Source organism: Pantoea rwandensis (assembly GCF_002095475.1).
Classification (GTDB): Bacteria; Pseudomonadota; Gammaproteobacteria; order Enterobacterales; family Enterobacteriaceae; genus Pantoea; species Pantoea rwandensis.
In genome coordinates, this window is the sequence record NZ_MLFR01000019.1 from 74,231 (window position 1) to 98,863 (window position 24,633).

Sequence of the window (24,633 nt, forward strand, 5' to 3'; positions counted from 1 at the left end):
TTTTGTAGGGTGCGCCCACTTCGGATGAAGGGCGCGCCAAGGCGCATCCCGACAACTTAACCCTGACGGCGCAAGTCAGTATGCCATCTCTTTCCTTCAGAGTCAGAGTAATGCCATAGCATTCCCCTTCTCTCTCGGTAAACTGGTGGCAGACTTTTGTACAATCAGGCAAATCAATGAACTCACTGAACCGCACCGCTGGTTTGCTGGCGTTGGCTATGTTGCTCAGCGCTTGTCAGCATCCGTCGGCACCGCCATCCACATCTGTCGCCAATCTGTGCCAGCCACAAAGCGAACCTGGCAGTACATCCTGTAAATGGACTGATGCGATGCAGCACCAGTTGAATCAACAATTTCAGGACGCGGCGCGCTATGCCGGGCAACAATGTATGGTGCGACTGGAATGGCAAAACAGTGGGCGTTATGCGGTGACACAGACGCAAGGCGACGAAACCTTGTGCCTGCGCGCCTGGCAATTGATTGGTCAGTCGAAAGGTTTACCGCCGCCACCCGATCGCACACAGCCAGCGTGGTTTGGCTTTGCGCCGCATCGGGCTAGTTCACCAGCCCATCCTGACGCCACTGGCGCGGGCTGATGCCGAACCAGCGACGAAATGCCCGTGAAAAGGCGCTGACCTCTGAGTAACCCAGCAGCAGCGCCATTTCAGAGATCGGTAGTTGCTTCTGCTGGAGGTAGTGCGTGGCCATCTCGCAGCGCACTTTATCCACCAGCGCGGTAAAGCTGATGCCCTCTTCGCGCAGCCGCCGTTGTAGCGACCAACTCGACAGCCCCATTTTCTCGGCAATCTCCTCCAGCACCGGTTCGCCCTGCATCAGCGACAGATTAACCTGCGATCGTGCCTGCTCCACCACACTCTGCAATGAGGCGCTGCTGTTGAGGCGACGGATCGCATCCTGCATCACCATCAGCAGCATCGGGTCTTGCTCTGGCATGGTACGCAGCAGATCGCGCTTCGGGATCAGCAGCGAGTTGAAAGGCTGATCGAACCACACCGGCGCATCAAATACTTTGCAGTGCTCATGCCACTGTTCCGGTCGCGGGTGCTCGAAATGCACTTCACGCGGCGCCCAGTTTTTTCCGGCCACATGGCGGATCAGATTCAGGAACATGCCCAACGTTAATTCGGCATCCTGACGACGGGAGAGGATCGCCCCATGACGCACCTGGTAATCAAGCCGCCAGCAGTCGCCTTTATCTACCAACCGCGTCAAGGTATCGTGCTGATGCCAAGGGAAGGCATTCACCACGTTATGCAGTGCCTGCTCAAGCGTGGGTGAACACAACCCAATATAGCCAATCAAGCCTAATGACTGCGGTTTGAACTGCCTGCCGTAGTGCAAACCGAAGTTATCAAAGCCCGAATGGCGTGCCGCTTCTTCCATCACGCGGCAGTAGTTGACCAGACCAAGGCTGAGCGTAGGACTGGCCAGCAGTTCGGAATTGATACCGCTGATGCCAAAAATACGGTCCACATCGCCGCCTTTGTCGGTGATGAAGGTGCTTAAGCCGGTTGCCGCTGCCGCCAGCACGCCACGGTTGTTGGCCTGAGCAGAGAGCGAGCTGTACGCTTCAGAAGGAGTCATGAGTGATTGCATCGGAACCTCACAGGGATCGCGCGAGTGAAACTAATAGGGAGATCCAGCAAGATTCGTACCATGACGCACCATTCCATCAGGTCGTCATCAATGACGCCCCTACAACGTCCTGCGACACCTCGCAAGGAGTGCCTTCATACGCCGCAATTCCCCATAGGGTGCGCATTCATGCGCATCGGGTGAAAATTTGAGGGAAAGGTTGATGGCACTGCGCTGTTTCGACGCAGTGCTGCTCATTACTGGTGCAACTCAAACGCCCACAGGCAGCAAATTGGTTTCAAGATAGCGACGACACAAACGCACTGAATGATCCGCCCAGCGCGGTCCCAGACTCAGCGCCATCTCGGTGTCTGCATGCGTACCCATCCATGCGGTCATCTGGATGCGACGTTGAATCAGCAGCGTTGGCACCATCGCCATCTCCTCATCGCTGATGTGTGCCACCCGCTCGTAGCCTTGGATCCAGTTATCCACCCACTCGGCGGCACGAGGATGATGCTCAACAAAACTGATCGCTGCCGCCAGATCATGCAGATACCATCCCATGCCGCAGTCATCGAAATCGATCACCCGGGTTTCACCTTTGTGTAGCAGTAAATTGGTGAGGCGCAGATCGGCGTGGATCAATCCATAACGATCCGTACCTTTGCCAAAGCCCTGCAGCTCTTGCCCGACTCGTGCCATCGCTTCAGTGACAATGCCATGATCGGCCGGATTGAGGTTTGGCGCATCCTGCCAGCGGCCCCAATGGCTCTGATCGCTGACCATGGTGTGATGATCCCAGATGATGCGCTGGAACCCGGCAGGTTTCTGCCAGCTGCGGCTGTGTAGATGCAGGCGCGCCGTGATGTGCCCCAACTGCTGGAAGGCTTTAGGATCGACATCGGTGGTTGGCATCTCGCCTTCGATCCAGTGGAACAAGACCGCGTAACGCACGCCGCCATCGGTCATATTCAGTGACAGCACCGTCTCACCATCGTTTGCCGGGATCGCCTGCGGCACCATGATGCCAATCTCGCGCAGGGCGTCCAGCCACAGTAGCTCGCTCTGAATATCGGCTTTGCTGTGATAGTCAGGACGATGCAGGCGCAGCGCATAGCGTTCCCCACCGGCCTGCAGCAAGAAGGTGGCATTCTCAGAGCGGCACAGGAGCTTCAGCTCGCCCTGCAATGGCGCGGGGTAACAGGCCAGTGCCTGCTGCGCCAATATCGTCATTTCAGCATCGGTCAGGGTATCGGACTGTTTAGCGCTCATTCATCAATCTCCAGCATCAATCTTAAGGTAGGCAAGTGTTATCAGCATGGGATGACAGCGTCCTGACTGCTTGACCACAGACAACCCAAAGTTGACCGCAGCGTGCATCTGGCACTTTTTTTGCCTCAGAGTTGACCGTGGGGGACAAAACTCACTGCGCCCGCGTCAAGTTTTCCCGCCACAGGCAGCGGCATTATCACTTCACTGTAGTGCATACAAAAAAACAGCGCGGTGCAGCCGCCGCACAACAATCACGACGGGGAGACGATTATGACGAGTAAGCTCAAACCCACGCTGGGCACTCTGCATTTGTGGGGTATCGCGGTTGGACTGGTAATTTCCGGGGAGTACTTTGGCTGGAGTTATGGCTGGGGCGTGGCAGGCACGTTGGGATTTCTTATCACCACCGCGCTGATTGCCACGATGTACACCTGCTTCATTTTTAGCTTTACCGAACTGACCACCGCCATTCCGCACGCTGGCGGTCCGTTTGCGTATAGCCGCCGCGCCTTTGGTGAAACCGGTGGTTTGATTGCGGGTCTGGCGACACTGATTGAGTTTGTGTTCGCCCCACCGGCCATTGCCATGGCGATTGGTGCCTATCTCAACGTGCAATATCCCGACCTCAATCCGAAAACCGCCGCGGTCGGCGCTTATCTGGTGTTCATGACGCTCAACATCCTTGGCGTGAAGCTGGCTGCGATGTTTGAATTAGTGGTAACGGTGTTAGCGGTGCTGGAACTGCTGGTGTTTATGGGCGTGGTCTCGCCGGGCTTCAGTATCGCTAACTTTGCCGCCAATGGTTGGGCCGGAAGCGATCACTTCGGCATGCCCGCTGTTTCGGGCATCTTTGCCGCGATCCCCTTTGCCATCTGGTTCTTCCTCGCTATTGAAGGTGCTGCTATGGCCGCCGAAGAGGCAAAAGATCCTAAGCGCACCATTCCCAAAGCCTATATCACTGGGATTTTAACGCTGGTGGTGCTGGCGATAGGTGTGATGCTGCTGGCGGGTGGTGCGGGCGACTGGCGTAAGCTGTCGGACATTAACGATCCGCTGCCGCAGGCAATGAAAATGATTGTGGGCGAGCACTCCAACTGGATGCATATGCTGGTGTGGATTGGCTTGTTTGGTCTGGTTGCCAGCTTCCACGGCATTATTCTTGGCTATTCCCGCCAGTTCTTTGCCCTGGCTCGCGCGGGTTATCTTCCGCCAAGTCTGGCGAAGCTGTCGCGCTTCCAGACACCTCACCGGGCGATTATTGCGGGTGGCGTGATTGGTATCGCAGCGATTTACAGCGATGGGCTGATCAACCTGCAAGGTATGACGCTGACCGCCGCAATGATTACCATGGCCGTGTTTGGCGCCATCGTAATGTACCTGATGAGCATGCTGAGCCTGTTTAAATTGCGCCGTACCGCACCCGAGATGGAACGCAGCTTCCGCGCGCCGGGCTATCCAATTGTCCCCGGTATCGCGCTGGTATTGTCAATGGTGTGCTTGATTGCGATGTTGTGGTTCAACCCAGTGATCGGCGCGTTGTTCGTGGCGATTATGGTGGCGGGATATATTTACTTCCTCGCCACTAAAACCCAGCGTCAGAATGCGCCGCAGGATGCAATGCTGATGGGAGAATAATCACAGGATTGCCTCGCGCGCAAAAATACACATGCGCTGTCAGGGTCCTTTTATTCAACAGCACGCACAATAGGTAAATAGCAGGCTAGCGCCGCTTAGAGGCTGGCAATCTGCAGCGCTGAACAGAGTGAGTCTGCCAGGAGAGCCCGCAGGACGCGGGCGAAAGGCGGGTCGGCACATGGATGTGCCATCCCGCCGGTCCGTCAGGCAGATGAACGGCGCGAGGACGCCAGACGCTAAGCGCCGCCAGACTGCGTTATGGTCAGATACTTCATTAACGAACTTACGCTATCAAAACGACCTTTTTCTTACGATTTCAGCGGCCACAGCCACGCCGCACCGCGCACACCGCTGGAGTCACCGTGTACCGCCTTCAACACCGGCGTTTCACATTCACGGCCAAACACCCATTGTTTCATCAGTGCGGGCACGGTCTGATACAACCGATCGTTGTTACTCATGCCGCCGCCCAGCACGATCACATCAGGATCGAGTAAATTCACCACCTGCGCCAATGATTTGGCCAAGCGCATTTCGTAACGGCTCATCGCTAATTCCGCCACAGGATCCTGCTGCTCAATTAGCTTGATGATCTCCGCGCCCTTCAATGCTTTGCCGCTTAAGCGTTGATAGTCGATGGCAAACCCTGTGCCAGAGACAAAAGTCTCAATACAGCCCTGTAAACCGCAATAGCAGGGTACCTCTTCGCGATGCCTTAACTCATCTGCGTCCATCCACGGCAACGGATTGTGACCCCACTCGCCCGCATTACCGTTGCCGCCAATGCGCGACTCACCGCCAATCGCCACGCCCGCACCTGAACCGGTGCCGATAATCACCGCAAACACCAGCGGCTGGCCTGCGCCTGCACCATCCACCGCTTCAGACACCGCTAAACAATTCGCGTCATTGGCGATGCGCACGTCACGATTCAGCGCCTCGGCCAAATCCTTGTCCAGCGGCTGGCCGTTGAGCCAGGTAGAATTAGCATTTTTTACCCGCTGGGTGTACGGCGAAATGGTGCCGGGAATGCCGATCCCCACGGTGCCCTTTTCCCCGGTTTTCTCTTCTGCCAGCAGCACTAAATCCACAATCGCCTGCACCGTGGCGGCATAGTCATCGCGCGGGGTATTGACGCGGTGACGGAACAGCTCTTGTCCATGATCGGAGAGCGCAATCACTTCAATCTTGGTACCGCCTAAATCAATCCCAATACGCACGATTTATTCCTCATTATTCGTTCAGGTGACAGATACAGTAGAAGGCTGAATCGGGAAAGGCAATGAAACCGATCCGATGTTTCGCTATCATGCGCGCTGACTTTGAGACTTGTGCGCCCGATCGCACCCACGGTAAGGAATCCCGATGTTGTGGTTTAAAAATATGATGGTTTATCGTCTGAATCGTGACATCCCGCTGTCCGCAGACGATCTGGAGAAGCAGCTCGACGCCTTCACGTTTTCACCGTGCGGCAGCCAGGATATGGCGAAAACCGGCTGGGTGTCACCGATGGGCAACCGCGGCGAATCACTGACCCATGAGATTAAAGGGCAGATCGTGATCTGCGCGCGCACCGAGCAGAAAATCCTGCCTTCACCCGTTGTGAAGCAGGCGCTGGAAGCCAAAATCGACAATCTGGAAGCCGAACAGAGCCGCAAGCTGAAGAAGACCGAGAAAGACTCGCTGAAAGATGAAGTACTGCATAGCCTGCTGCCACGGGCGTTTAGCCGTTTCAGCCAGACTTTCATGTGGATCGACACCGTTAACAACCTGATCATCGTCGATTGTGCCAGCGCCAAAAAAGCGGAAGACACCTTAGCGCTGCTGCGTAAAAGCATCGGTTCACTGCCGGTGGTGCCGCTGACGCTGGAAAATCCGATTGAGCTGACGCTGACCGAATGGGTGCGTTCGGGTGAACTGCCAGCCGGTTTCGCGCTGATGGATGAAGCCGAATTAAAAGCGATGCTGGAAGATGGCGGTGTGATCCGCTGTAAGAAACAGGATCTGATCTCTGATGAGATCGCCACCCATATCGAAGCCGGAAAAGTGGTGACCAAACTGGCTCTGGACTGGCAGGAACGCATTCAACTGGTGATTGCTGATGATGCCTCCATCAAGCGCCTGAAGTTCAGCGACACGCTGCGTGAACAGAATGATGACATCGACCGCGATGATTTCGCCCAGCGTTTTGATGCCGATTTCATCTTGATGACCAGCGAACTGGCCGCGTTGATCAGCAATCTGGTGGAAGCATTAGGCGGCGAAGCGAAGCGCTGAAGCCTAAATAAACTAAACCCCGCTGCATGCGGGGTTCATTTCAAAATTTGAAAGCGATATAGGGTGGTAACAAAATCCTGTTTCATGCTGAGAAACATCAAAATTTGTACCGTTTCTCCGTCAAAATCGTAAAGCACACGATATTCGCTATCAGGGTCTAGCCTCTCTCGCAGGTTCAAACCTCTCTGCGATAACAGATGACTAAAGCGATACCGTAAGGGGTCCTGCATAATAGCTGCCAAGGCATCTATCAGCAGTTTATCGACAAACCCTGCCGCAAGCTTCGCGCCGATTGTCCCCATTTTATACGACTCAATATCTTTCAGGGTCCATTCCGCCATCGGCGCAATAACGATTTGAAACTGACGCATCACTGGTTCATCCCTAATTACGTTCTGGCGCTACGTAATCTCGCTAAAACTTCTTCAGGTGTCATTCCCTGATCGTCATTAATTTCCTGTTTTGCGATCATTGCCAGCTTAAACAGCGCGTTAATCTGTCTTTCTTCTTCGATTTTCTTTAACTCAGCTTCACGCTCTGCAGCAGTTTGGACGAACAGCTCAGCAACGCCATTTTTAGTAATAAATACACCGCCTTCAAACAGTTCAGGATTTCCCAAACCCTCGCGAGCAGCCTTCTGGGACATCGTCTGTGCCATACAAATGCAACCTCAACTAAGCAGCGATAACGCGCTTGGGGATAAAATAGACAATCTGAAGCCTAGCACTCATCTGCCCGCGAGGGCAAATTTATGCTTAATTTGTACACCAAAGTGACTATGGCAGTGTTGCTGCTTTTAAAAAATAAAACCGGAAATTCTTTGCAGAATTCCCGGTTCAATAGCAGCTAATGTTGAAGTTTAGGCTTACAAATAGCGGCACAGATAAGACGTTGGCTCTGCCACTTGCAGATGGAATTCGCTGTTGCCGGGCACGTTGAATACGGAACCCGCTTCGTACCATTTCCACTCGGCTTCGCCTGGCAGCAGCACTTTCAGTGCGCCGCTCACGACCGTCATCTCTTCCGGCTGTCCTGTACCGAAGGTATATTCACCTTCTGCCATCACGCCAACGCTGGCACGGCCAATGGTTACACTTTCGAAACCAATGGATTTCACTTTTCCGTCGAAATACTCACTTACGTTGAGCATGTTACTTCCTCACAGCACATTATGGTGTCTGGCAGATTACAAGGGAACTCGCTGATCTGTCACGCGAAAAAGCAGCGCAGATCGCGAGTTGTGATCGTCCTCAGTCAGAGGATCAATTCTGCCGCCAGCTTCGCCACCAGCACGTTAGATAACAGTACCGGAATGCCCAGCATTTTCTGCAGGAAATCGCGGTGCTTCTGGTGATAGCCAATGCAGTCGAGCACCACCACATCCGCGCCCTGCTCTTGCAAAGATAAACCTGCTTCAATCAAATCGTTCTGCTGCGCCAGATAGGGACTGGCAACCGCAAAACATGGCGCGCTGTTCAGGTTGCGCCATTTATTGGCCTGTTCCGCGATTTGCTCTTCCACCGGCACCACAATGCCCACTTTATGCTGTTGCACAATGGCTTTGACCAGCGGTGGGATAATACGATCCGGCTCCAGCAACAACGCTTTTTGCGTTTTCAGCGTGCCAAATTCTCCGGTGCATAACAGCAAAATCGTGTCGTAACCCTGCTCTTCCAGCGCATTGATTTTGCGCTGCAGTCCCTGCTCAACTTTCGGTCCCGATAAACGCACTTGCTCGCCGCTGGTCATACGTGAAACCAATACTTTTTCACCCGCTTCAGGTGAATAGAACTGCCCCACCTCAGCTAAGGTCAAACCGTCGAGTAATCCGGCATGAGCAACCCACTCTTCCGGTAAGTGATCCTGCAGCAGCGGTAGAATGTCGCTACGTGGGGATTGACCAATCGTTAAGGTAACCAGGGACTGTTTCATCATTAGGCTTTCCGCGTGCGCAGGTGGCTGAGACTACCATACAAAGATAGCAGTAAAGCGTACTCTTGCTGGTCATAGAACTGGCAGGTTTCACGCCCGAACTCTTTCGCAACTTCCACCGCAAACTTCACCGTGGCCGCGATATCAACTTCATGGCTGGCACCCGTACCGCAACCTGGCACCACAGACTCCGCGCAAATTGCCACGCCTACCACAGGAACATCGGTGGCGGTTGACGGCTGCAGGATGCTGTTGAGGTGATAAACACCGTTACCGTAAGGCGTAATGTCTTGGGTCGTGATCGGGAACGTCACCGCGGGCTGACCGCTGGTCATCTCCATGATGCGCAGCAAATCTTCTGACACGCGCAGGATATAACCTTCTTTCACCGTTGGCGAAATCGCATAGCCTTTATGGTTGAGGATGCGGTTACCTTTAGTGGTATCGATGGACAGGATCGCATCGACGCCCGCGATCACTTCGTTGTCATTCATGGTGATGTCGTCGCAAGGCGAATCCATGAAGTCCACCGGCTCATGCGGACGAGTTGGCGCATCCGGGCAGATATGCGTGGTGATGATAACGTCACCGGCCAGCACATCCCCTTTGGTCTGCATCTGTGCCAGCTTCAACGCACTGCTGACGGCGGCCACTGCGCCATCCGCATCTGATACCATCCCGATGCGCGTTGGACGCGCACCAATACCACCCAAGCGCCCGACAATGCCCAGCGTTGGCGCAGTGCCGCCGTTACTCTTCCCCTGCGCGCCTGGAATGTCGATGCGCACGAAATCGGTACGCCCTTTTGGTCCGGTCACGCGTTTAAAGCTGGCGGTCACGCCTGGGTAATGGGCGAAGAGATCCACCACCTGCTGCCCATCAACATAGGCGCTGTCGAGTAACTCAAAGACTTGCAGTGTCTGCTGTAAACTCATATTGAATTCCCTGGGTTATTTCTTGGTGCTACTGGCAAAAATAGAATGGAAGAAGCTGTACAGCGCGTCGCCCGCAATAAATCCTGCGGCCATCACCTCCATCGGTGAACGTCCACGCTCGCCCCACACACGAATAATCAGGATACGCAGCGCGATCCCAACCATCACCGCCCAACCCGCAGCGGCGTTATTGATTAACAAACCGGTCGCCAGCAACACACCTAACTGACGTTTTGGCCCACCGATAAACTGAATGATGGCGCCCGGAATCGCCCACATCAGCAGGTTTCCGGCAATACCCGGCTCGGCACCAGCCTGAATGGTTTTTGCGTAAACGCGTGCCACTGGCGGCAACAGGTTCTCGGCAAAGAACAGATTGTGTGCGTACCACACCACCGGAATACAGATCACGAAGGCAATCATCGCCGCGATCAGCTGAATGCGCCGACCCCACAGCTCTTGCTGCATATCAGCACCGTTACCGCGCAGAATAAAGCCCGCTTTCAGGTCGTAGCCCATGTCGGCAAACGCCGGGCCCGTTGCGGCAGTGAAGCCACACAACAAGCAGAGTGCCAGCGGCGGGAAGCCGAGCAGAATACCGAGAATCAGGGTAATCAGCGCCACCGCAAAGGCTGGGAACCAACCGGAATGCATCGCAGCAATCCCGACGATCAACTCATGCACGAAAGCAGCAAACGCGGCGTAGACGATAAACAGCACCAGCATCGGCAAGCCCATTTGGCTCCACAAGCCACCTGCCAGTGCCAGCAATGTTGAAATCACGATATAGCCGACAGTGCCGAACCCAAGTGAGCGCTTCACTTCGCTGTCGCTACGGCTGACGTTGAGCTGATCGTTGCGACGGCTAACAATCACCTGCACCACCTGAATCAGCGCCACCAATCCTGCGCCGACCATCATGCCGTGCGGGATGTACAGTGCATTGATATCGATACCCGCAACCGGTTGCGCATAAGCTCGCAACAGGAAACCAATGCCGAGCATGCTCAGCGCCCAGATGTTGCCAATAAATGCCGTGCCAAATGCCGACATCGGTATTTTCAGCATCGAGCCGACAATACCGCCGACAATGCCCACCACCAGCAGCCACGCCTGGCGACCACCCTTATCACCGGCTTTAATCGCCTCAGCTGCCGCCACGCCCGGAGGCCAGGCATTGGTGGCCGGGAAGACGCGGGTATCAAACAGGCGGTAAAGCAGATAAGCATCAAGCAGCATGGCAGCACTGACGCCGACGAACAGTGGTAGCACCAATTGTGGTTCGCCCAGTGCCCACGGCACGGCGATCGGCATTAACAGGCTGTTAGCCGCACCAAAAGTGGCAGAGGAGATGGCGGTTTGCGCAAGGTTCTGGACTTCGATCGAGCGATAGCGACGGAACCATTGCAAAGGAATGCGCGCCAAGAGCATGGCAAACAGCGCACCGATAATAGAGGTATTGGGTGTCACCCCAATAGTCGTAATAAGCTGAACCCCGATAATGGCACCCGCTACGGAAAGCAGAACCAGCATTAAGCCCACGCCGAAACTTTTTATTGGATTATGTTGACGCATGTTATCCCCGTATTTTCACCCTGTAGAAAACGCGTAATACGTTTACGCCCGACACGCGGGACACTAACGTTTTTTATAAATCGTTCCCTGATTTTTGAAATAAGCAGGTCCGAAGACCTGTTATTTCCCTGGTGTGGCGCGAATAAACGCCTTTAAATCGAAAATAAGGTTATGCGCCGTATTTCTCAGCCATTAAGGCTGCGGTTGTGCGCAATTCGCTGAGCAGCGCTTCCGGGTAACCCGGGGCCGCTTCTTGCGAAAGAAACGAGAGACACAGTGCGGCACTTTCACCGCGATGTTTGTTAGTGACCGCAACGGCCAGCGAACTGATACCTGGCAACGTCTCATTGCGTGCCAGTGCCCAGCCTTGCTGACGAATCACGGCTAATTCTGCACAGAGTGCATCAAGATTGAGCGGTGAGTTCGCCGATGCTGCTTGCCAGTCATCGGCAAAACGTGCACGCACTTCTTCATCACTCAACTGTGCTAACAACACACGGCCAGTTGATGTCCCGGAGAGCGAAACGCGGGTACCCGGTGGCGTCACTAGTTGCGTGAAAAAACGGCCATGGTACATACGCATCACCAGCACATCGTCGCCATCCAGCACCGAGATGTATCCCATGCAACCACTGCTGGCCGCGAGACGGGCCATGGGTGCGGATGCGCTATCAACCAACGGCGTCGACAGATAATGACCTGCCACGGAAAGCAACACGCGACCTACCTGAAAACAACGACTCTCGGCATCACGCTCAAGCAATCCTTCACTTTCCATGGTCGCCAGTAGGCGAGAAACTGTACTTTTCGGCAAACCCAGTGCGTCAACCACCTCGGTAAAGGTCAGGCCCGGATGGCCTTGCGTCACGCCAAAACGCTGGAACAGCTTCAGCACGGCGGCAGCATTTTCGAGTGTGGTCATGGCGTTAGTTTCATTATGTGGAACCGAGTTCCTATATCAATAACCCGAAAGTAAAACGCTACGCTTTTGCGGTCAAGCGCAAATTTTGAACCGGGCAAAATAATGTCGATTTAGCGCAGCATAAAATGTGGCACAAACCTAAAAGCCAATGACGTTATCAGGCTGCGAGGAGGAGGAGCAGAATGGGTGATGGCACTGAGTAGGTATATCCACTTTTTTACCAAAGCTGACATTTTATTAAGCAGCGAAGAGGATGGGATATATTGGCGTCCTTGCCAGAGGCGATAATTACTCTTTATCAGCGTCTTCGTATCGCGCTTTGGCATCCTGCGCTTCAGCTTGGGTTTTATGTTCGCTAATTAAAGAATCGGGTTTCGGATGGTCGGCGCGTAATTCGTACCACGTCACGGTGTCAGCGGCTGAACCTTTTTCGACGGCGACAATGCGTGCTTCTCGCGGATAGGGTGGTTTAGATGGCATAGCTTTCCCTCTTATGTCAGATGTCCACACGGACAGCGGCGATCCCCTGTCTGAACGTTAAGTATAGACAATGGAGGATCGCGGTAAAAAAGAGGGATAAATCCGAGGGTTTAGCTGGCGCGCGCCAGAGACAGCGACTGCAGGATTTGATCAACGACCTGTTCTGGCGCCTGCATGGCGTTCACTTCATGGTGTGCAGACTGACGATAAAGATGCGCACGCTCACGCAGGATATCGCTCATCTCTTCGGCAATAGGGCGACCTGTCAATGTTGGACGCTGTGCCGCTTCCGGCTGGCGTTCCAGACGATCGGCCAATACCGTGGACGGCGCATTCAGCCAAATCACCTGGCCATGCTCACGCATAAAACGTCGATTCACTTCCGCTAACACCATACCACCGCCGGTCGCGATAACGGTCGCCGACGCTGTCACCGCACGCAACGAATCCGTTTCACGTGCACGAAAGCTGTCCCATCCTTCAGAGGAGACAATATCTGCCACGGTACGTTGTGTAGAGAGTTGCAGGTGGTGATCGGTATCGCTAAAGGCATAGCCCAGCGCTTGTGATAGCGCCTGGCCGATAGTGGTTTTACCGCAACCGCGTGCGCCGATCAGATAGATGGGTAATGACATCCGGGCTCATCCTCCGCCGTATGTATGCCGCACGGGCAAGTTCATCAGGTCAATATTGCGTCGCATGATACCTGGATTTTATTTTGTCAGCCACCCGCGAAGCACGATTTACGCGTGTTTAACACCACTATTTTATTATCAATCTGATTATTAAGAAAAAAATGATGCGTGATCCGTGCATCAACCTAAATGTAAGCGCGGGCAACATTTCCTTACCAGGCCATTGATTTACTTTCTGTCACGTTGCCCACATATAAAGGGGTACGAATCATTGGAGGTTCACACCATGCAGAATGAAGAACAACAACTCATCGATAGTTTGTTCAGCCGACTGAAACAGGCTGAAACCCAGAGCGGCCCGCGTGACGCCGGAGCCGAGCAACTGATTAAGCAGCATTTACAGAGCCAGCCGGGCGCGCCTTACTACATGTCGCAGGCGATCCTGATTCAGGAAGCGGCGCTGAAAAAACTCAATGCACAGGTTGAAGATCTGGAAAATCGACTGGCGCAAGCGCAGCAGCAGCAAGCCCCACAGCAAAGCAGCGGGGGTTTCCTGTCGAGCCTGTTCGGAGGGGGTTCACGCCCTGCCGCACCACAGCAGCAGCAGCAGCAGCCAGTGTGGAACAGTGCGCCGCAACAGCCGCAGCAGCAATATGCCCAGCCACAACAGCAGTATGCGGCTCCGCCAGCGCGTGGCACCGGTTTTCTGGGTGGCGCCCTGCAAACCGCCGTCGGCGTGGCGGGGGGTGTGGTGATGGCGGATATGCTGACCAGCATGTTCCACCACTCACAGCCAGAAGAGATTGTGAACATCATCAACGAACCGGCGCTGCCGCAGGTGGATAACAACCTGGATACCTTTAACGGTAACGACAGCAACAATGCCTTCCTGAACGACAACGCCAGCTGGGATAACAACAGCTTTGCGGATAACAACGACTTCAGTGATTTTGGTGGGGGCGATTACGACGACGATGACAGCTTTGTCTGATCAGCGTTGACGTAACCACTTATCCAGTTCGTTAGCAAACAGTTGGCGGTCGCGTTGGTTTAGTGCCGACGGACCGCCGCTTTGCACCCCACTTGCCCGCATCGTTTCCATAAAATCGCGCATCGTTAAACGCTGACGAATAGTATCCGGCGAATAGCGTTCACCACGAGGATTTAATGCCGACGCGCCCTTCTCCAGGACTTCCGCCGCCAGCGGAATATCACCGGTAATCACCAATTCTCCCGGCTGGACACGTTTCACAATTTCATTGTCTGCCACATCAAAACCCGCCGCGACCTGCAACGTCTTCAGCCAAGGTGAAGGCGGCACGCGCAGCGGTTGGTTCGCGACAAACGTAACCGTGATGTTGGCCCGTTCTGCGGCACGGTACAGCACTTCTTTGATGACATTGGGGCAGGCATCGGCATCAACCCAAATTGACATGTGTTTTCCTCTTTAACAGCGAATTACTGGCGATCTTGCCCTCTTACACCAGAATGGCAAATGTTATTTGTCCGGGTTGTTATTCAGCACAGCTGACGTAAGCTAATCCGCACGAGAAAATGAACCATTTTAAGGATAGAGCGATGCTGGAGAAGAAAATCGGGTTTATCGGCTGCGGCAATATGGCGAAAGCCATCATCAGCGGACTGGTTAACAGCGGGCTGATTGCCCCGGCCAATATCTGGGTCTATGACCGCAAAGCAGCGACTAATCAAGCGATGGCGCAGCAATATGGCGTGACCGCAGCAGAGAGCGCAGAGAGTCTGGCCCGCGAAGCCGATATTCTGTTTGGCGCAGTGAAACCGAATGTGATTCTCAAAGTCCTGAATGACCTTGCCAGCCAACTGAAGAAGGATGCGCTGGTCGTGTCGATTGCCGCTGGCGTAACCCTGGATTCGCTGGCAGCGGTGCTGGGCCACGATCGTAAGATCATCCGCGTGATGCCCAACACCCCTTCATTGGTGAATGAAGGCATGACATCGGTCACGCCAAATGTTCTGGTGACAGCGCATGAAGTGGATGAAGTGGTGGGCATTTTCGAAAGCTTCGGTAAAGCGGCGGTGGTAAATGAATATCTGATTCATGCCGTGGTCGGCGTCAGTGGTTCTGCACCGGCGTATGTGTTTATGTTTATTGAAGCGATGGCCGATGCGGCAGTGCTTGGTGGGATGCCGCGTGCGCAAGCCTATCAATTCGCCGCGCAAGCCGTAAAAGGTTCAGCACAAATGGTGCTGGAGACCGGCAAGCACCCAGGCGAATTAAAAGATATGGTCTGCTCACCGGGCGGCACCACCATCGAAGCAGTGAAAGTGCTGGAAGAGCAAGGTTTCCGCGCCGCCGTGATCAACGCCATGCAGCAGTGTATGGCGAAGTCAGAGGCGTTGAGCAAGCAGTAATAACCGACAAAGTTAATCGGGTGCGCCTGAATGCGCACCTGATTAAATCCTCCGCGACCATTGTCGGATGCCCCATCAAAGCAGCCCAACAACCTTAGGCCTTATAGGGCGGGCTTGTTGAACGCTTACCCTTGATACGCCTCGAACAGAGCCATCCCCTGCTCTACGGTCATCGGTTGCTGCATCTCCTCCACCAATGCCGCCGTCAGCGTGTACATGCCTGCGGAACACACCGCCGCAATCATCCCCTGCCGACAGTAAAACGCGATAAAACGCTTCTCTTGCAGCGATCCCAGCAGTCGATAATCGTCCCACTCCTCCGCATGGCCTAAATACTCGTAGCGCGTGCCATAGTGTGCGGTCCAAAAGAACGGCACGCGATCATACATCACTCCTTTACCGAGGATATTGCGTGCCGCGATACGCCCTTGCTGATGGGCTACGCGGTAATGTTCAATTCGCTGTGGGCCGCGTGGCGTCAGATAGGTGGCGATATCCCCTGCCACCCAGATATTTTCTGCAATGCGAAGCTGTCCATCCACCAACAGGCTGCCATCCTTCTGCAGCGTTAAATCATGGATAAAATCAGTGGCAGGAACCACGCCCGTGGCGAACAGCACCAGGCTCGTCGGCAAGGCTTTACCGCCCTTCAACCGTACAGCGCTGACATTGTCCGCGCCTTCCAGCGCTTCCGGTTCACCCTCCACAAATTTCACGCCGTTGCTACGGTGCAAGTCATAAAAATGGCGGCCAATCTCTTCACCAAACTGCTTCGCAAACGGCAGTGGATGGCGAGCGACGACCGTCACGTCAATGTCCCGATTACGCAGCGCTGACGCCATCTCCATGCCGATAAAGCTGTTACCGATAATCACCAATTGCTGGATATCATCGACCTGTTGCAACAGTTCCTCAGCCTGATTGATGGAACGTAACAGATGTACACCCTGCAAATCTTTGCCGGGAATATCGAGCGGCTGCGGCACACCGCCGCTGGCAATCAGTAACTGGTCAAAATGGATCTGTTGGCCGCCTGCTAGCAGCAACATGTTGTCTCGGGCTTTGAGTTGCACCACCTCGCCCTGAATGCGTTCCACTGTGCCTAAAACCTCGGGTTTAAGCAGCTTGGGCACATCCTCAATGGCCATTTTTCCTGATGGGACGAACTTGCTTAATGCGGTGCGATCGTAGGGTGCGGCGGATTCGCGTTCCACTAATACCAACTTTCCGCTGAAGCCTTCATCGCGCAGTGTCCAAATAGCCGCGCTGCCGGCCGCGCCGGATCCCAAAATCACGCAGACCGGTGTTTCACCTTGTGCAACAGATGGGCTGGCCGGTGACATGGCTTGCGGATTGACCAGGACTTTGCCCTCTTCAATGCGCACCGGATATCGCTTGAGATGAGCCAACGCCAGCGGCTCACACATTTTGCCATCACGCAGTTGAAACACCGCTTTGTGCCACGGGCACACTAGCTTGTCACCGCACACCGCGGCCTGTTCCAGCGGTGCCCCCGCATGAGGACATTTTGCTTGTAACGCCTGCACCCGCTCGCCATCGCGAACCAGTACCACATCGACATCGCCCACGGTGAATTTGGTTGGTTTGCGCTGCGCCAGCGACTTGAGTTGCACGACGGATTGATAGCTCACGTTTGGCCTCCTGCGTGGTTATGGGTTAAGTGACCTTAAATCCCTACAAACAGTAAGTGTGGCAAAGCGTAGAGATTTCGCAGAATAAACAAAGCGTAACGGTGAGTAAGCTGTTGTTTATCACACCGTTGCACGACAAATTAATGTCAACGGCGGAAATTAAAAGGGCCCATACAAAATATGAGCCCTGAATATTGGCGGATAATAATTTAGGATTTTTTAAGGCAGGAGCTCATATAAGTTTTACGTGCATCACCGCTGAGCTTTTTATCGCCCGCTTCAGTGTTACAGGTTTTCATCTTCATTTGCTGAGGCGTCATGCTGCCCATTTTGCTGTCTTTTTTCAGACAGTCGCTCATAAAGGTTTTACGTGCATCTCCTTTTAAATCCTGCGAGGAGGCATGTTGATTACACATGGTCATCTTATTTTGCTGTGCAGTTTTTTCTGCCGCACCCGCACTGCCCGCCAACAGCAGGCCTGCTGCCATCATTGCCAAAAGACACGATTTCATTGCCGGATTCTCCATAGCATCATTGCCCATTAATCATGGCAGGAAATAAGCAAAGCAGAAAAAAATATATCTCCTCATGACTTTCGCGCTGCAAGCTCACTGACTGCAACACGAATGACGAATAGCGAAGGAGAGTAAACCGTTAAATGCGGGGGTGGTTCAGCAGTTTTTCGACGTAATTGCGCAGTAGGGTGGTATCCGGTGTTTCTGCGGCGGGCGCAAGCGGAGGCATGGCAGACGTAATACCCGCGGCAATCTCATTAAAATGGTCGGGGTCCAGTTTGCGTAACATCGCTGTCAGCACAATTTCTAATGCCTCAACCTGAGCCACTAACTCCTTGGACTCTTCTTCTTTCTCAGCCAGCTTAAGCAGAAGTTCCGCAATAAGGTTTTTCATGCGACAGGCTCAATAAGCGATGGAAAACAGACGTTAGCACCGAGAAGGTTAAAACAACAGGGAATTCTCACGGTTTTAGGAAAATAAACGACAAGCGCAGCGTAAAAAAGAAACGTAATTTCAACATCTAACAGCGAAACGTTTCACTCGATAATCAGAGGTATTTCCGAAACGTTTCGCTCGTCTTTAACTCATTTACTGCTGGCGCTAATTAATGCGGCCCCATAAAACCTCGACCCGGGCCACCGCCATGTCCACCCCAACCACCTCCGCCGCCCGGCGGTGGGAAGATACAACCGCTCAGCGCGGTAACCAATGCCACTACGGCAGCAAGTTTAATAATACGGACCATAATTACCTCAGAATGGTGAAATCGAGCTGAGTGTATGAGGCGCCATCAAGCACGACAATACAGAATTCTCCGCAACCTGGCGCTATTCATCTCTGCTCACCACGCTTAACAATTTACTGGCACTACTCCTGCGAAAAACCCACACAGGCATCATGATAATGACCAAAAAATCGTCCATTAATCGCAACGGAGTACTTTACAGGGCGCGAGAAAACCCTCAATGTGAGCGCATTACAAATAATGAGATCTTACCATGACCTTACCCACCCTCTCTTTGAGTGATATTCTCGCCCGCCGCGACTGGGAAAACCCAGTGGTGACGAGCCTTAACCGACTGGATGCGCACCCGCCTTTTGCCAGTTGGCGTGATGAAAACAGTGCACGTAATGATGCGCCTTCCTCCTCTCGCCAATCGCTGAACGGGCAGTGGTGCTTTAGCTATTTCAACCAGCCCGAGGCCGTGCCGCAAAGTTGGTTGCTGCAAGATTTACCGGGATCGCATTCACTGCCAGTGCCCGCCAATTGGCAATTACATGGCTACGATGCACCGATTTACACCAATGTGCAGTATCCTATTCCCGTTAATCCACCTTTCGTGCCCCAAGAGAATCCCACTGGATGTTACTCGCTCACATTCAATGTCAATGACGATTGGCTGGCGCAAGGTCAGACGCGCATCATCTTTGATGGCGTCAATTCCGCTTTCTTCCTGTGGTGCAACGGCCAGTGGATCGGCTATTCACAGGACAGCCGTCTTCCCGCTGAATTCGATCTCACACCGGCATTGCAGTACGGACAGAATCGACTGGCCGTGATGGTGCTGCGCTGGAGTGATGGCAGCTATCTGGAAGATCAGGATATGTGGCGTATGAGTGGCATATTCCGAGACGTAACGTTGCTGCACAAACCGCAGACGCAGTTAGCCGATGTTCAGATCGAAACCGTGCTCAGCCCAGAATACATTCGTGGCGATCTGCGCGTTAACGTGAAAATTCATGCAGGTGAACGTTCGCTGGAACAGTGCCGTGTGCGTGTGAGTCTATGGCAGGCTGAGAGTTGTATCGGCAGCGTGGATCAAACGCCAGGCAGCGCCATTGTTGACGAGCGTGGGCACTATCCCGAACGTGCGCTGCTGGTGTTGCCGGTACTGAATCCTCAACTGTGGAGCGCTGAAACCCCGCATCTCTACCGCGTCGTGGTGTCGCTGCTGGAAAGCAACGGTGACATGATCGAGGCTGAAGCTTATGACGTTGGTTTCCGTCGCGTCAGCATTGAGAATGGCCAGCTGTGTGTGAACGGCAAAGCGTTACTGATTCGTGGCGTCAATCGCCATGAGCACCATCCGGAAAATGGCCAAGTGGTGGATGAAGCCAGTATGCGCCGTGATATTGAGCTGATGAAACGCCACAATTTTAATGCGGTACGCTGCGCGCATTACCCTAACCATCCGTTATGGTATCGGCTGTGTGACCAGTACGGATTGTACGTGGTTGACGAGGCCAATATTGAAACCCACGGAATGCAACCGATGAACCGACTGTCGGCCGACCCGCGCTGGTTCGCCGCCTACAGCGAACGTGTCACACGCATGGTCCAACGCGATCGCAACCATGCCTGCATCATTATTTGGTCACTCGGCAACGAATCCGGTCACGGCAGCACGCACAATGCGCTCTATCAGTGGGTAAAGAGCAGTGATGCAACGCGACCTGTTCAATATGAAGGCGGGGGGGCAAATACTGCCGCCACCGACATTGTTTGCCCGATGTATGCACGTGTCGATCAGGATCAACCCTTCCCTGCCGTTCCGAAGTGGTCGCTGAAGAAATGGATTGGCCTGCCAGGCGAAACCCGCCCGCTGATTTTGTGTGAATACGCTCATGCTATGGGCAACAGCTTCGGCGGCTTTGCTAAGTACTGGCAGGCGTTTCGTCAATTTCCTCGCTTACAAGGCGGCTTTGTCTGGGATTGGGTCGACCAAAGCCTGACACGCTACGATGATCAGGGCCAGCCGTGGCAAGCTTACGGCGGGGATTTTGGCGATACACCGAACGATCGCCAATTCTGCATGAACGGCTTGGTGTTTGCCGACCGCTCACCGCACCCTGCCCTGTTTGAAGCTCAGCGTGCGCAGCAGTTCTTCCAGTTCCAGCGTGATACGAACAATGCTTTCCGCTTTAGCGTCTCCAGCGAATACCTGTTCCGCCGCACCGAGAATGAAGTCTTGCGCTGGTCAATTGAGCAAGAGGGAGCCGTGATCGACAGCGGTGAACTGCCGCTCAACCTTGCCCCTCAGGAAACGCAACACCTCGATATTCCGCAACCCGAGCATTTGCAGGGTAATGCCTGGCTCAATCTGTCCGTGTACCAGATCGCTGCGACACCTTGGTCAGAAGCTGACGCGCGCGTCGCCTGGGACCAGTGGCCGCTGCCTGCTGCATTCGTGGCCCGTGCCCATGAGAACAGCATCACTGCACCGGAGTTGATCGCCAATCACAACCTGGTGGCCGTCGTGCTGCCACAACAACGCTGGCACTTCTCGCGTCGCACCGGTGAATTACTGCAGTGGTTTGTCAACGATGAAGAGACGATGCTGACGCCGCTGCAGGAATGCTTTATCCGTGCCCCGATCGATAATGATATTGGTACCAGCGAGGCAGCCAATGTCGATCCCAATGCGTGGGTGGAGCGCTGGAAACGTGCCGGATATGATCAGTTGGAAGCCGTATTGGTTGATATGCAGGTAGATAGCCTGAAACACAGCGTGCTGATTGAAACCCTCCATCACTGGCAGGCTAATGGCCAGCTGATTTTCACCAGCCGTAAGCGCTATCAAATCAGCGGTTGCGGTGAGATGTCGGTGGGCGTGGAAGTGGAACAGGCGCCAGGTTTGCCCTCGCCCGCACGTATCGGTTTACGTTGCCAGCTGGCGCAAACGCCACAGCAGGTCAGTTGGTTGGGACTGGGTCCGCATGAAAACTACCCGGATCGCCAGCAAGCAGCGCAATTCTCACGCTGGCAACAACCACTGGCAGCACTCAGCACCGCCTATGTTTTCCCTGGGGAAAATGGTTTGCGCTGCGGTACACGCCAGCTCGACAGCGGCAGTTGGCAGGTGAAAGGCGACTTCGCCTTCTCACTCAGCCGTTATAGCCTTGAACAGCTCCGTGAGATCTCACATCGACACCTGTTGCAGCCAGAAGCAGGATGCTGGCTGCATCTTGATGGATTCCACATGGGGGTGGGTGGCGACGACTCCTGGAGCCCCAGCGTCAGCCCGGAGTTTTTGCTTTCTCAGCAGCGCTGGCACTATGCGCTGAGGTTGCGTCAGTAGTGGATTCTGCCGCCTGATCACGCGGGGTGACAGGGGATTCCAGCCTGGTTTTCGGGCGGCGATAAAAGCGACGCAGCAGCACTACGTTAATCAGCACCACCAGTGCGGTGGCAAAGAATACCCAGCGATAACCGGTTGCGGCGGAGACCGCCGCACCGAGCAGGGGGCCTGCCACGTTGCCAAGATACATAAAGGATTGGTTATAGCCAAAGATCCGGCCTGTGACGTTATCTCGTGAGTGGCGGACCAGCAGTGTCTGTACCGCGGGCATCATCGCGCCATCAGCAAATCCCAGCATAAAGCGCAGTACGCCCAGCTGAGTGGCGCTGGTGACAAATGACATCGCCATTAGCAGCACCAGAGAAAACAGCATGGTGCCAATCAAAATGCGTTGCGTGCCGATGCGGTCCCCCAGCTTACCCAACCGTGGCGCAGAGATCAGCGCCGACACGCCCGGTAGTGCGGCAATCACCCCACTCAAAAATGCGATATTCTGTGCATCCGGCGCCAGCTCGCGCACAAACAGGGTCAGAATCGGGTTCACCGAGCCGTTACACATCTGGATCACCATAGTGGTGACAAACAGACACATCATCAGACGAGGATTATCGAGGCTGCGGAAAACGTCACGGCCACTCATTTTGTCCTGTTTGCTCACCGGCGTATAACCGGTCTCTTTGATCAGGAACAGGGTGACGAGGAAACTCACCATCAGCAGCACGGCAGTCACAATAAACACCATGCGCAGGCCAAGCCAGTCGGCGAGCAGCCCACCAATCATCGGCCCGAGAATCACGCCTCCAATTTGTCCGGTAGAGACACAGCTCAACGCCCAGCCACTGCGATCGCGCGGGACTTGAGCCGCCACCAGCGCCATGGCATTAGGAATGTAGCCGGAGGTCAGCCCCATCAACGCACGTAGCAGCAGCAGTTGCCAAGCCTGAGTGACAAACGCTTGCAGCAGAATCACTGCCCCCATGCCAAACGAGGCTCGCAGCAGCATTAACTTACGGCCTTTGCGGTCAGCTAAGCTGCCCCAGAGCGGCGCCACAGCAGCAGAAACAATGAAGGTGACACTGAAGGTCAGACCTGACCAGATACTCAGTGCATTGCCGCCGTGGATGCCCAGTTCTTCAACATACAGCGGCAGGAAGGGGATGATCTGACTGATAGCCAATCCGGTAAAGAAACAGCCAAACCAGACGGATATCAGGTTGACCTTCCAAGACTCGATGGAGCGTAGCATGAGCGTGTACGTCAGAAAAAATGAAATGAGGGTTCAGTCTAACAACCTCATAACATCGCTGGACGGCAAAACATGGCATAGGAGTAAAAACGCAGTTTTCCGCTGCCGAGCGTGATTCTGCTCACAGCAAATAGTGTAAGGGATACGATTTGTAGTGTCTTTATGTGCTGTAACAATCAACTCCGCAAGATAAGCGCATCGCCAAGGCACGCCAACGTGAAAAAATATGTCTACCCGTTACTGACAATATTCGACGCCGCATCTATGTTTAAAAAATCACCGGCTATCGCTGGCGAGGCGCTGCCCGTCCTGGACAGTTCCCATGCTTAACCATAATTTCCCAATGCTGCCGACAGGCGGCGGGTTTCGTTGTCTCTGCGGAGGTCAGCCATGAGAACCCATCCAAACAGCGCCAGTCGGGCGATCACCGACTACTTTAATAGCCCCGCCTGGCATGCGCCGCATGAAAGCGACTTGCTGGCAGCGATCATGCGCGAACTGATGGATGACGGCCAGCCCGCCACCAGCAAAGCCATTATTAGCCGAGTGATTGCTAAGCTGGAGTTTGAAGGGGATGAGCAGCGGCTACAGAGTTATCGTAATCTGTTGGCGCAACTGCTGGAGTCTGGCACCCAGAAGTAACGGCGCGGATTATTTCACAGCACGCAATGTGTCAGCTTCGCTCACGCTGGCTTTACCACTCTGGCGTTGATACAAGCACAATTCACGCCCGACCTGATTCTTCATGTGTTTCTGCGGATAACGTCCTTCCAGCAGCAGCACATCGTAGCCCACGCTATCGTCGTATTGAATGGGTTTCCCCACGACGCGCACTGACTTCAAACCACTGGCCTTCAGGCACGCTTGCTGTCTGTTGTGATCGTTTTTCTGCCACGCAGCTTCGCTTGATGCGTGCGCCAGTGGACTCAATAACAGGGTGATAAGCAGAAATGTATTGGCGTTTCTCATCTTCGCTCCTTAATCAATCGTGCACCGATCGACAGAAAAAAAAATTCCCGCCGAGGCGGGAAGAAACAAGACGAGCATTGCATATTCGAGAGTGACGAGGAAATCTCCGTAATGCGCTGCTATCCTCGCCCGGCGCCATGACAGCCCGATGACAATGCGATGTCTGTTTAAATTTATCCGCAGTAAACCTTGGAAATTTTACCACTCTGATCGGCCATGAAATTCAGGCGACGCAGGTTGAAGTCCATTGTCACGGCACCGTTCCACGGAATCGCGCGTACTGGGACGTCAAAGCGTTTGTTATCAAGGCTGGTGAGGGGTTGACCGATAAGGTTTTGATACTGCGATGCACCGCATTGGTCGGTTTCTGGATCATGGCTAACGTCTGCGGTGCTGCTAGATTTTGTGGCGGACTGGCAGGCAGTCAGCGCAAAGAGCGCCGTCGCTACCAATACTTTTCCATAATGGGTCACAAGTTTCTCCTCCTGGATGAATAAACAACATGTTCCTGAGAGTCG

At 54.1% G+C, this 24,633-nt stretch carries 27 protein-coding genes; 7 read left to right on the forward strand and 20 right to left on the reverse strand.

Annotation, left to right across the window (positions count from 1 at the left end; genetic code table 11):
* Positions 1-176: 176 nt before the first annotated feature.
* Positions 177-596, forward strand: a complete 420-nt coding sequence (locus HA51_RS17350) for a cell envelope integrity TolA C-terminal domain-containing protein (protein WP_084935851.1) — start codon at positions 177-179, stop codon at positions 594-596.
* Here the strand turns inward: HA51_RS17350 and qhpR are convergent.
* Positions 556-1,617, reverse strand: a complete 1,062-nt coding sequence (gene qhpR / locus HA51_RS17355; RefSeq protein ID WP_084935852.1) for an AraC-like transcriptional regulator QhpR — start codon at positions 1,615-1,617, stop codon at positions 556-558. The two genes, HA51_RS17350 and qhpR, sit on opposite strands and share 41 nt — an antisense overlap.
* A gap of 249 nt (positions 1,618-1,866) precedes the next feature.
* Positions 1,867-2,871 carry a phosphotransferase enzyme family protein gene (locus HA51_RS17360; protein WP_084935853.1) on the reverse strand — a complete coding sequence of 335 codons (1,005 nt, stop codon included), beginning with the start codon at positions 2,869-2,871 and terminating at the stop codon, positions 1,867-1,869.
* A 270-nt stretch (positions 2,872-3,141) separates the two neighbouring features.
* On the opposite strand from HA51_RS17360, the gene eat reads away from it, so the two are divergent.
* The gene (gene eat, locus HA51_RS17365; protein WP_084935854.1) at positions 3,142-4,506 is read left to right on the forward strand and encodes an ethanolamine permease; all 1,365 of its coding nucleotides are present in this window, start codon (positions 3,142-3,144) and stop codon (positions 4,504-4,506) included.
* A gap of 308 nt (positions 4,507-4,814) precedes the next feature.
* Here the strand turns inward: eat and mak are convergent, their stop codons facing one another.
* Complete coding sequence (gene mak / locus HA51_RS17370) at positions 4,815-5,726, reverse strand: fructokinase (RefSeq protein WP_084935855.1); 912 nt, start codon at positions 5,724-5,726, stop codon at positions 4,815-4,817.
* Between the two features lie 145 nt (positions 5,727-5,871).
* Between mak and rdgC the strand changes: the two genes are divergently transcribed.
* Entirely contained in the window at positions 5,872-6,783 is a 912-nt protein-coding gene (rdgC, locus tag HA51_RS17375) for a recombination-associated protein RdgC (RefSeq protein ID WP_084935856.1), read from the forward strand.
* 35 nt (positions 6,784-6,818) lie between these two features.
* Here the strand turns inward: rdgC and HA51_RS17380 are convergent, their stop codons facing one another.
* The 9 genes from HA51_RS17380 to aroL all read right to left on the reverse strand — a co-directional run bounded on the left by HA51_RS17380 (position 6,819) and on the right by aroL (position 13,262).
* Complete coding sequence (locus HA51_RS17380; protein ID WP_084935857.1) at positions 6,819-7,157, reverse strand: type II toxin-antitoxin system RelE/ParE family toxin; 339 nt, start codon at positions 7,155-7,157, stop codon at positions 6,819-6,821.
* Positions 7,158-7,171: 14 nt separating this feature from the next.
* Entirely contained in the window at positions 7,172-7,441 is a 270-nt protein-coding gene (locus HA51_RS17385; RefSeq protein ID WP_084935858.1) for a hypothetical protein, read from the reverse strand.
* 207 nt (positions 7,442-7,648) lie between these two features.
* Entirely contained in the window at positions 7,649-7,933 is a 285-nt protein-coding gene (gene ppnP / locus HA51_RS17390) for a pyrimidine/purine nucleoside phosphorylase (protein ID WP_084935859.1), read from the reverse strand.
* 104 nt (positions 7,934-8,037) lie between these two features.
* Entirely contained in the window at positions 8,038-8,715 is a 678-nt protein-coding gene (locus HA51_RS17395) for an AroM family protein (RefSeq protein ID WP_084935884.1), read from the reverse strand.
* 2 nt (positions 8,716-8,717) lie between these two features.
* Positions 8,718-9,650, reverse strand: coding sequence for a DUF1177 domain-containing protein (locus HA51_RS17400; protein ID WP_084935860.1), 933 nt, complete (start codon positions 9,648-9,650; stop codon positions 8,718-8,720).
* A gap of 15 nt (positions 9,651-9,665) precedes the next feature.
* Positions 9,666-11,225 carry an OPT/YSL family transporter gene (locus HA51_RS17405; protein WP_084935861.1) on the reverse strand — a complete coding sequence of 520 codons (1,560 nt, stop codon included), beginning with the start codon at positions 11,223-11,225 and terminating at the stop codon, positions 9,666-9,668.
* Positions 11,226-11,394: 169 nt separating this feature from the next.
* Complete coding sequence (locus HA51_RS17410; protein WP_084935862.1) at positions 11,395-12,147, reverse strand: IclR family transcriptional regulator; 753 nt, start codon at positions 12,145-12,147, stop codon at positions 11,395-11,397.
* Positions 12,148-12,435: 288 nt separating this feature from the next.
* Entirely contained in the window at positions 12,436-12,627 is a 192-nt protein-coding gene (locus HA51_RS17415) for a YaiA family protein (protein WP_084935863.1), read from the reverse strand.
* Between the two features lie 110 nt (positions 12,628-12,737).
* Complete coding sequence (gene aroL / locus HA51_RS17420; protein WP_084935864.1) at positions 12,738-13,262, reverse strand: shikimate kinase AroL; 525 nt, start codon at positions 13,260-13,262, stop codon at positions 12,738-12,740.
* 286 nt (positions 13,263-13,548) lie between these two features.
* Here aroL and HA51_RS17425 point away from each other — a divergent pair, with 286 nt between their 5' ends.
* Entirely contained in the window at positions 13,549-14,253 is a 705-nt protein-coding gene (locus tag HA51_RS17425; protein ID WP_084935865.1) for a DUF2076 domain-containing protein, read from the forward strand.
* Here the strand turns inward: HA51_RS17425 and HA51_RS17430 are convergent, their stop codons facing one another.
* Positions 14,254-14,697: a YaiI/YqxD family protein gene (locus HA51_RS17430; RefSeq protein WP_084935866.1), complete on the reverse strand. Its 444-nt coding sequence runs from the start codon at positions 14,695-14,697 to the stop codon at positions 14,254-14,256.
* Between the two features lie 143 nt (positions 14,698-14,840).
* Between HA51_RS17430 and proC the strand changes: the two genes are divergently transcribed.
* Complete coding sequence (gene proC / locus HA51_RS17435) at positions 14,841-15,653, forward strand: pyrroline-5-carboxylate reductase (protein WP_084935867.1); 813 nt, start codon at positions 14,841-14,843, stop codon at positions 15,651-15,653.
* Between the two features lie 125 nt (positions 15,654-15,778).
* Here proC and HA51_RS17440 read toward each other — a convergent pair whose 3' ends face one another.
* From HA51_RS17440 to HA51_RS27230, 4 genes are all read right to left on the reverse strand, one after another.
* Positions 15,779-17,305, reverse strand: a complete 1,527-nt coding sequence (locus HA51_RS17440) for an FAD-dependent oxidoreductase (RefSeq protein ID WP_084935868.1) — start codon at positions 17,303-17,305, stop codon at positions 15,779-15,781.
* Positions 17,306-17,514: 209 nt separating this feature from the next.
* Complete coding sequence (locus HA51_RS17445; RefSeq protein ID WP_084935885.1) at positions 17,515-17,817, reverse strand: PsiF family protein; 303 nt, start codon at positions 17,815-17,817, stop codon at positions 17,515-17,517.
* A gap of 142 nt (positions 17,818-17,959) precedes the next feature.
* A complete protein-coding gene (gene iraP / locus HA51_RS17450; RefSeq protein WP_084935869.1) occupies positions 17,960-18,214 on the reverse strand; it encodes an anti-adapter protein IraP in 255 nt (84 codons plus the stop codon).
* 211 nt (positions 18,215-18,425) lie between these two features.
* Positions 18,426-18,566, reverse strand: a complete 141-nt coding sequence (locus HA51_RS27230) for a hypothetical protein (RefSeq protein WP_169718792.1) — start codon at positions 18,564-18,566, stop codon at positions 18,426-18,428.
* 253 nt (positions 18,567-18,819) lie between these two features.
* Here HA51_RS27230 and HA51_RS17455 point away from each other — a divergent pair, with 253 nt between their 5' ends.
* Positions 18,820-21,900, forward strand: coding sequence for a beta-galactosidase (locus tag HA51_RS17455; RefSeq protein ID WP_084935870.1), 3,081 nt, complete (start codon positions 18,820-18,822; stop codon positions 21,898-21,900).
* Here the strand turns inward: HA51_RS17455 and HA51_RS17460 are convergent.
* Positions 21,839-23,146: a multidrug efflux MFS transporter gene (locus HA51_RS17460; protein WP_084935871.1), complete on the reverse strand. Its 1,308-nt coding sequence runs from the start codon at positions 23,144-23,146 to the stop codon at positions 21,839-21,841. The genes HA51_RS17455 and HA51_RS17460 overlap by 62 nt on opposite strands.
* Positions 23,147-23,536: 390 nt before the next feature.
* Here HA51_RS17460 and HA51_RS17465 point away from each other — a divergent pair, with 390 nt between their 5' ends.
* A complete protein-coding gene (locus tag HA51_RS17465) occupies positions 23,537-23,788 on the forward strand; it encodes a biofilm development regulator YmgB/AriR family protein (protein ID WP_084935872.1) in 252 nt (83 codons plus the stop codon).
* Positions 23,789-23,797: 9 nt separating this feature from the next.
* Here the strand turns inward: HA51_RS17465 and HA51_RS17470 are convergent, their stop codons facing one another.
* Both HA51_RS17470 and HA51_RS17475 read right to left on the reverse strand, forming a co-directional pair.
* Entirely contained in the window at positions 23,798-24,115 is a 318-nt protein-coding gene (locus tag HA51_RS17470; RefSeq protein ID WP_084935873.1) for a hypothetical protein, read from the reverse strand.
* 173 nt (positions 24,116-24,288) lie between these two features.
* On the reverse strand, positions 24,289-24,588 hold the full coding sequence (locus tag HA51_RS17475; protein ID WP_084935874.1) for an I78 family peptidase inhibitor: 300 nt from the start codon (positions 24,586-24,588) through the stop codon (positions 24,289-24,291).
* Positions 24,589-24,633: the final 45 nt, after the last annotated feature.

Bases quoted from the DNA above. Each gene is read 5' to 3' on its own strand.
- HA51_RS17445 (WP_084935885.1), bottom strand. From the start codon at position 17,817: ATGAAATCGTGTCTTTTGGCAATGATGGCAGCAGGCCTGCTGTTGGCG.
- HA51_RS17430 (WP_084935866.1), bottom strand. From the start codon at position 14,697: ATGTCAATTTGGGTTGATGCCGATGCCTGCCCCAATGTCATCAAAGAA.
- HA51_RS17360 (WP_084935853.1), bottom strand. From the start codon at position 2,871: ATGAGCGCTAAACAGTCCGATACCCTGACCGATGCTGAAATGACGATA.
- proC (WP_084935867.1), top strand. From the start codon at position 14,841: ATGCTGGAGAAGAAAATCGGGTTTATCGGCTGCGGCAATATGGCGAAA.
- HA51_RS17425 (WP_084935865.1), top strand. From the start codon at position 13,549: ATGCAGAATGAAGAACAACAACTCATCGATAGTTTGTTCAGCCGACTG.
- HA51_RS17385 (WP_084935858.1), bottom strand. From the start codon at position 7,441: ATGGCACAGACGATGTCCCAGAAGGCTGCTCGCGAGGGTTTGGGAAAT.
- HA51_RS17400 (WP_084935860.1), bottom strand. From the start codon at position 9,650: ATGAGTTTACAGCAGACACTGCAAGTCTTTGAGTTACTCGACAGCGCC.
- HA51_RS17455 (WP_084935870.1), top strand. From the start codon at position 18,820: ATGACCTTACCCACCCTCTCTTTGAGTGATATTCTCGCCCGCCGCGAC.
- HA51_RS17410 (WP_084935862.1), bottom strand. From the start codon at position 12,147: ATGACCACACTCGAAAATGCTGCCGCCGTGCTGAAGCTGTTCCAGCGT.
- eat (WP_084935854.1), top strand. From the start codon at position 3,142: ATGACGAGTAAGCTCAAACCCACGCTGGGCACTCTGCATTTGTGGGGT.
- HA51_RS27230 (WP_169718792.1), bottom strand. From the start codon at position 18,566: ATGGTCCGTATTATTAAACTTGCTGCCGTAGTGGCATTGGTTACCGCG.
- HA51_RS17350 (WP_084935851.1), top strand. From the start codon at position 177: ATGAACTCACTGAACCGCACCGCTGGTTTGCTGGCGTTGGCTATGTTG.
- rdgC (WP_084935856.1), top strand. From the start codon at position 5,872: ATGTTGTGGTTTAAAAATATGATGGTTTATCGTCTGAATCGTGACATC.
- iraP (WP_084935869.1), bottom strand. From the start codon at position 18,214: ATGAAAAACCTTATTGCGGAACTTCTGCTTAAGCTGGCTGAGAAAGAA.
- aroL (WP_084935864.1), bottom strand. From the start codon at position 13,262: ATGTCATTACCCATCTATCTGATCGGCGCACGCGGTTGCGGTAAAACC.
- HA51_RS17405 (WP_084935861.1), bottom strand. From the start codon at position 11,225: ATGCGTCAACATAATCCAATAAAAAGTTTCGGCGTGGGCTTAATGCTG.
- HA51_RS17465 (WP_084935872.1), top strand. From the start codon at position 23,537: ATGAGAACCCATCCAAACAGCGCCAGTCGGGCGATCACCGACTACTTT.
- HA51_RS17415 (WP_084935863.1), bottom strand. From the start codon at position 12,627: ATGCCATCTAAACCACCCTATCCGCGAGAAGCACGCATTGTCGCCGTC.
- qhpR (WP_084935852.1), bottom strand. From the start codon at position 1,617: ATGCAATCACTCATGACTCCTTCTGAAGCGTACAGCTCGCTCTCTGCT.
- HA51_RS17395 (WP_084935884.1), bottom strand. From the start codon at position 8,715: ATGAAACAGTCCCTGGTTACCTTAACGATTGGTCAATCCCCACGTAGC.
- ppnP (WP_084935859.1), bottom strand. From the start codon at position 7,933: ATGCTCAACGTAAGTGAGTATTTCGACGGAAAAGTGAAATCCATTGGT.
- HA51_RS17470 (WP_084935873.1), bottom strand. From the start codon at position 24,115: ATGAGAAACGCCAATACATTTCTGCTTATCACCCTGTTATTGAGTCCA.
- HA51_RS17460 (WP_084935871.1), bottom strand. From the start codon at position 23,146: ATGCTACGCTCCATCGAGTCTTGGAAGGTCAACCTGATATCCGTCTGG.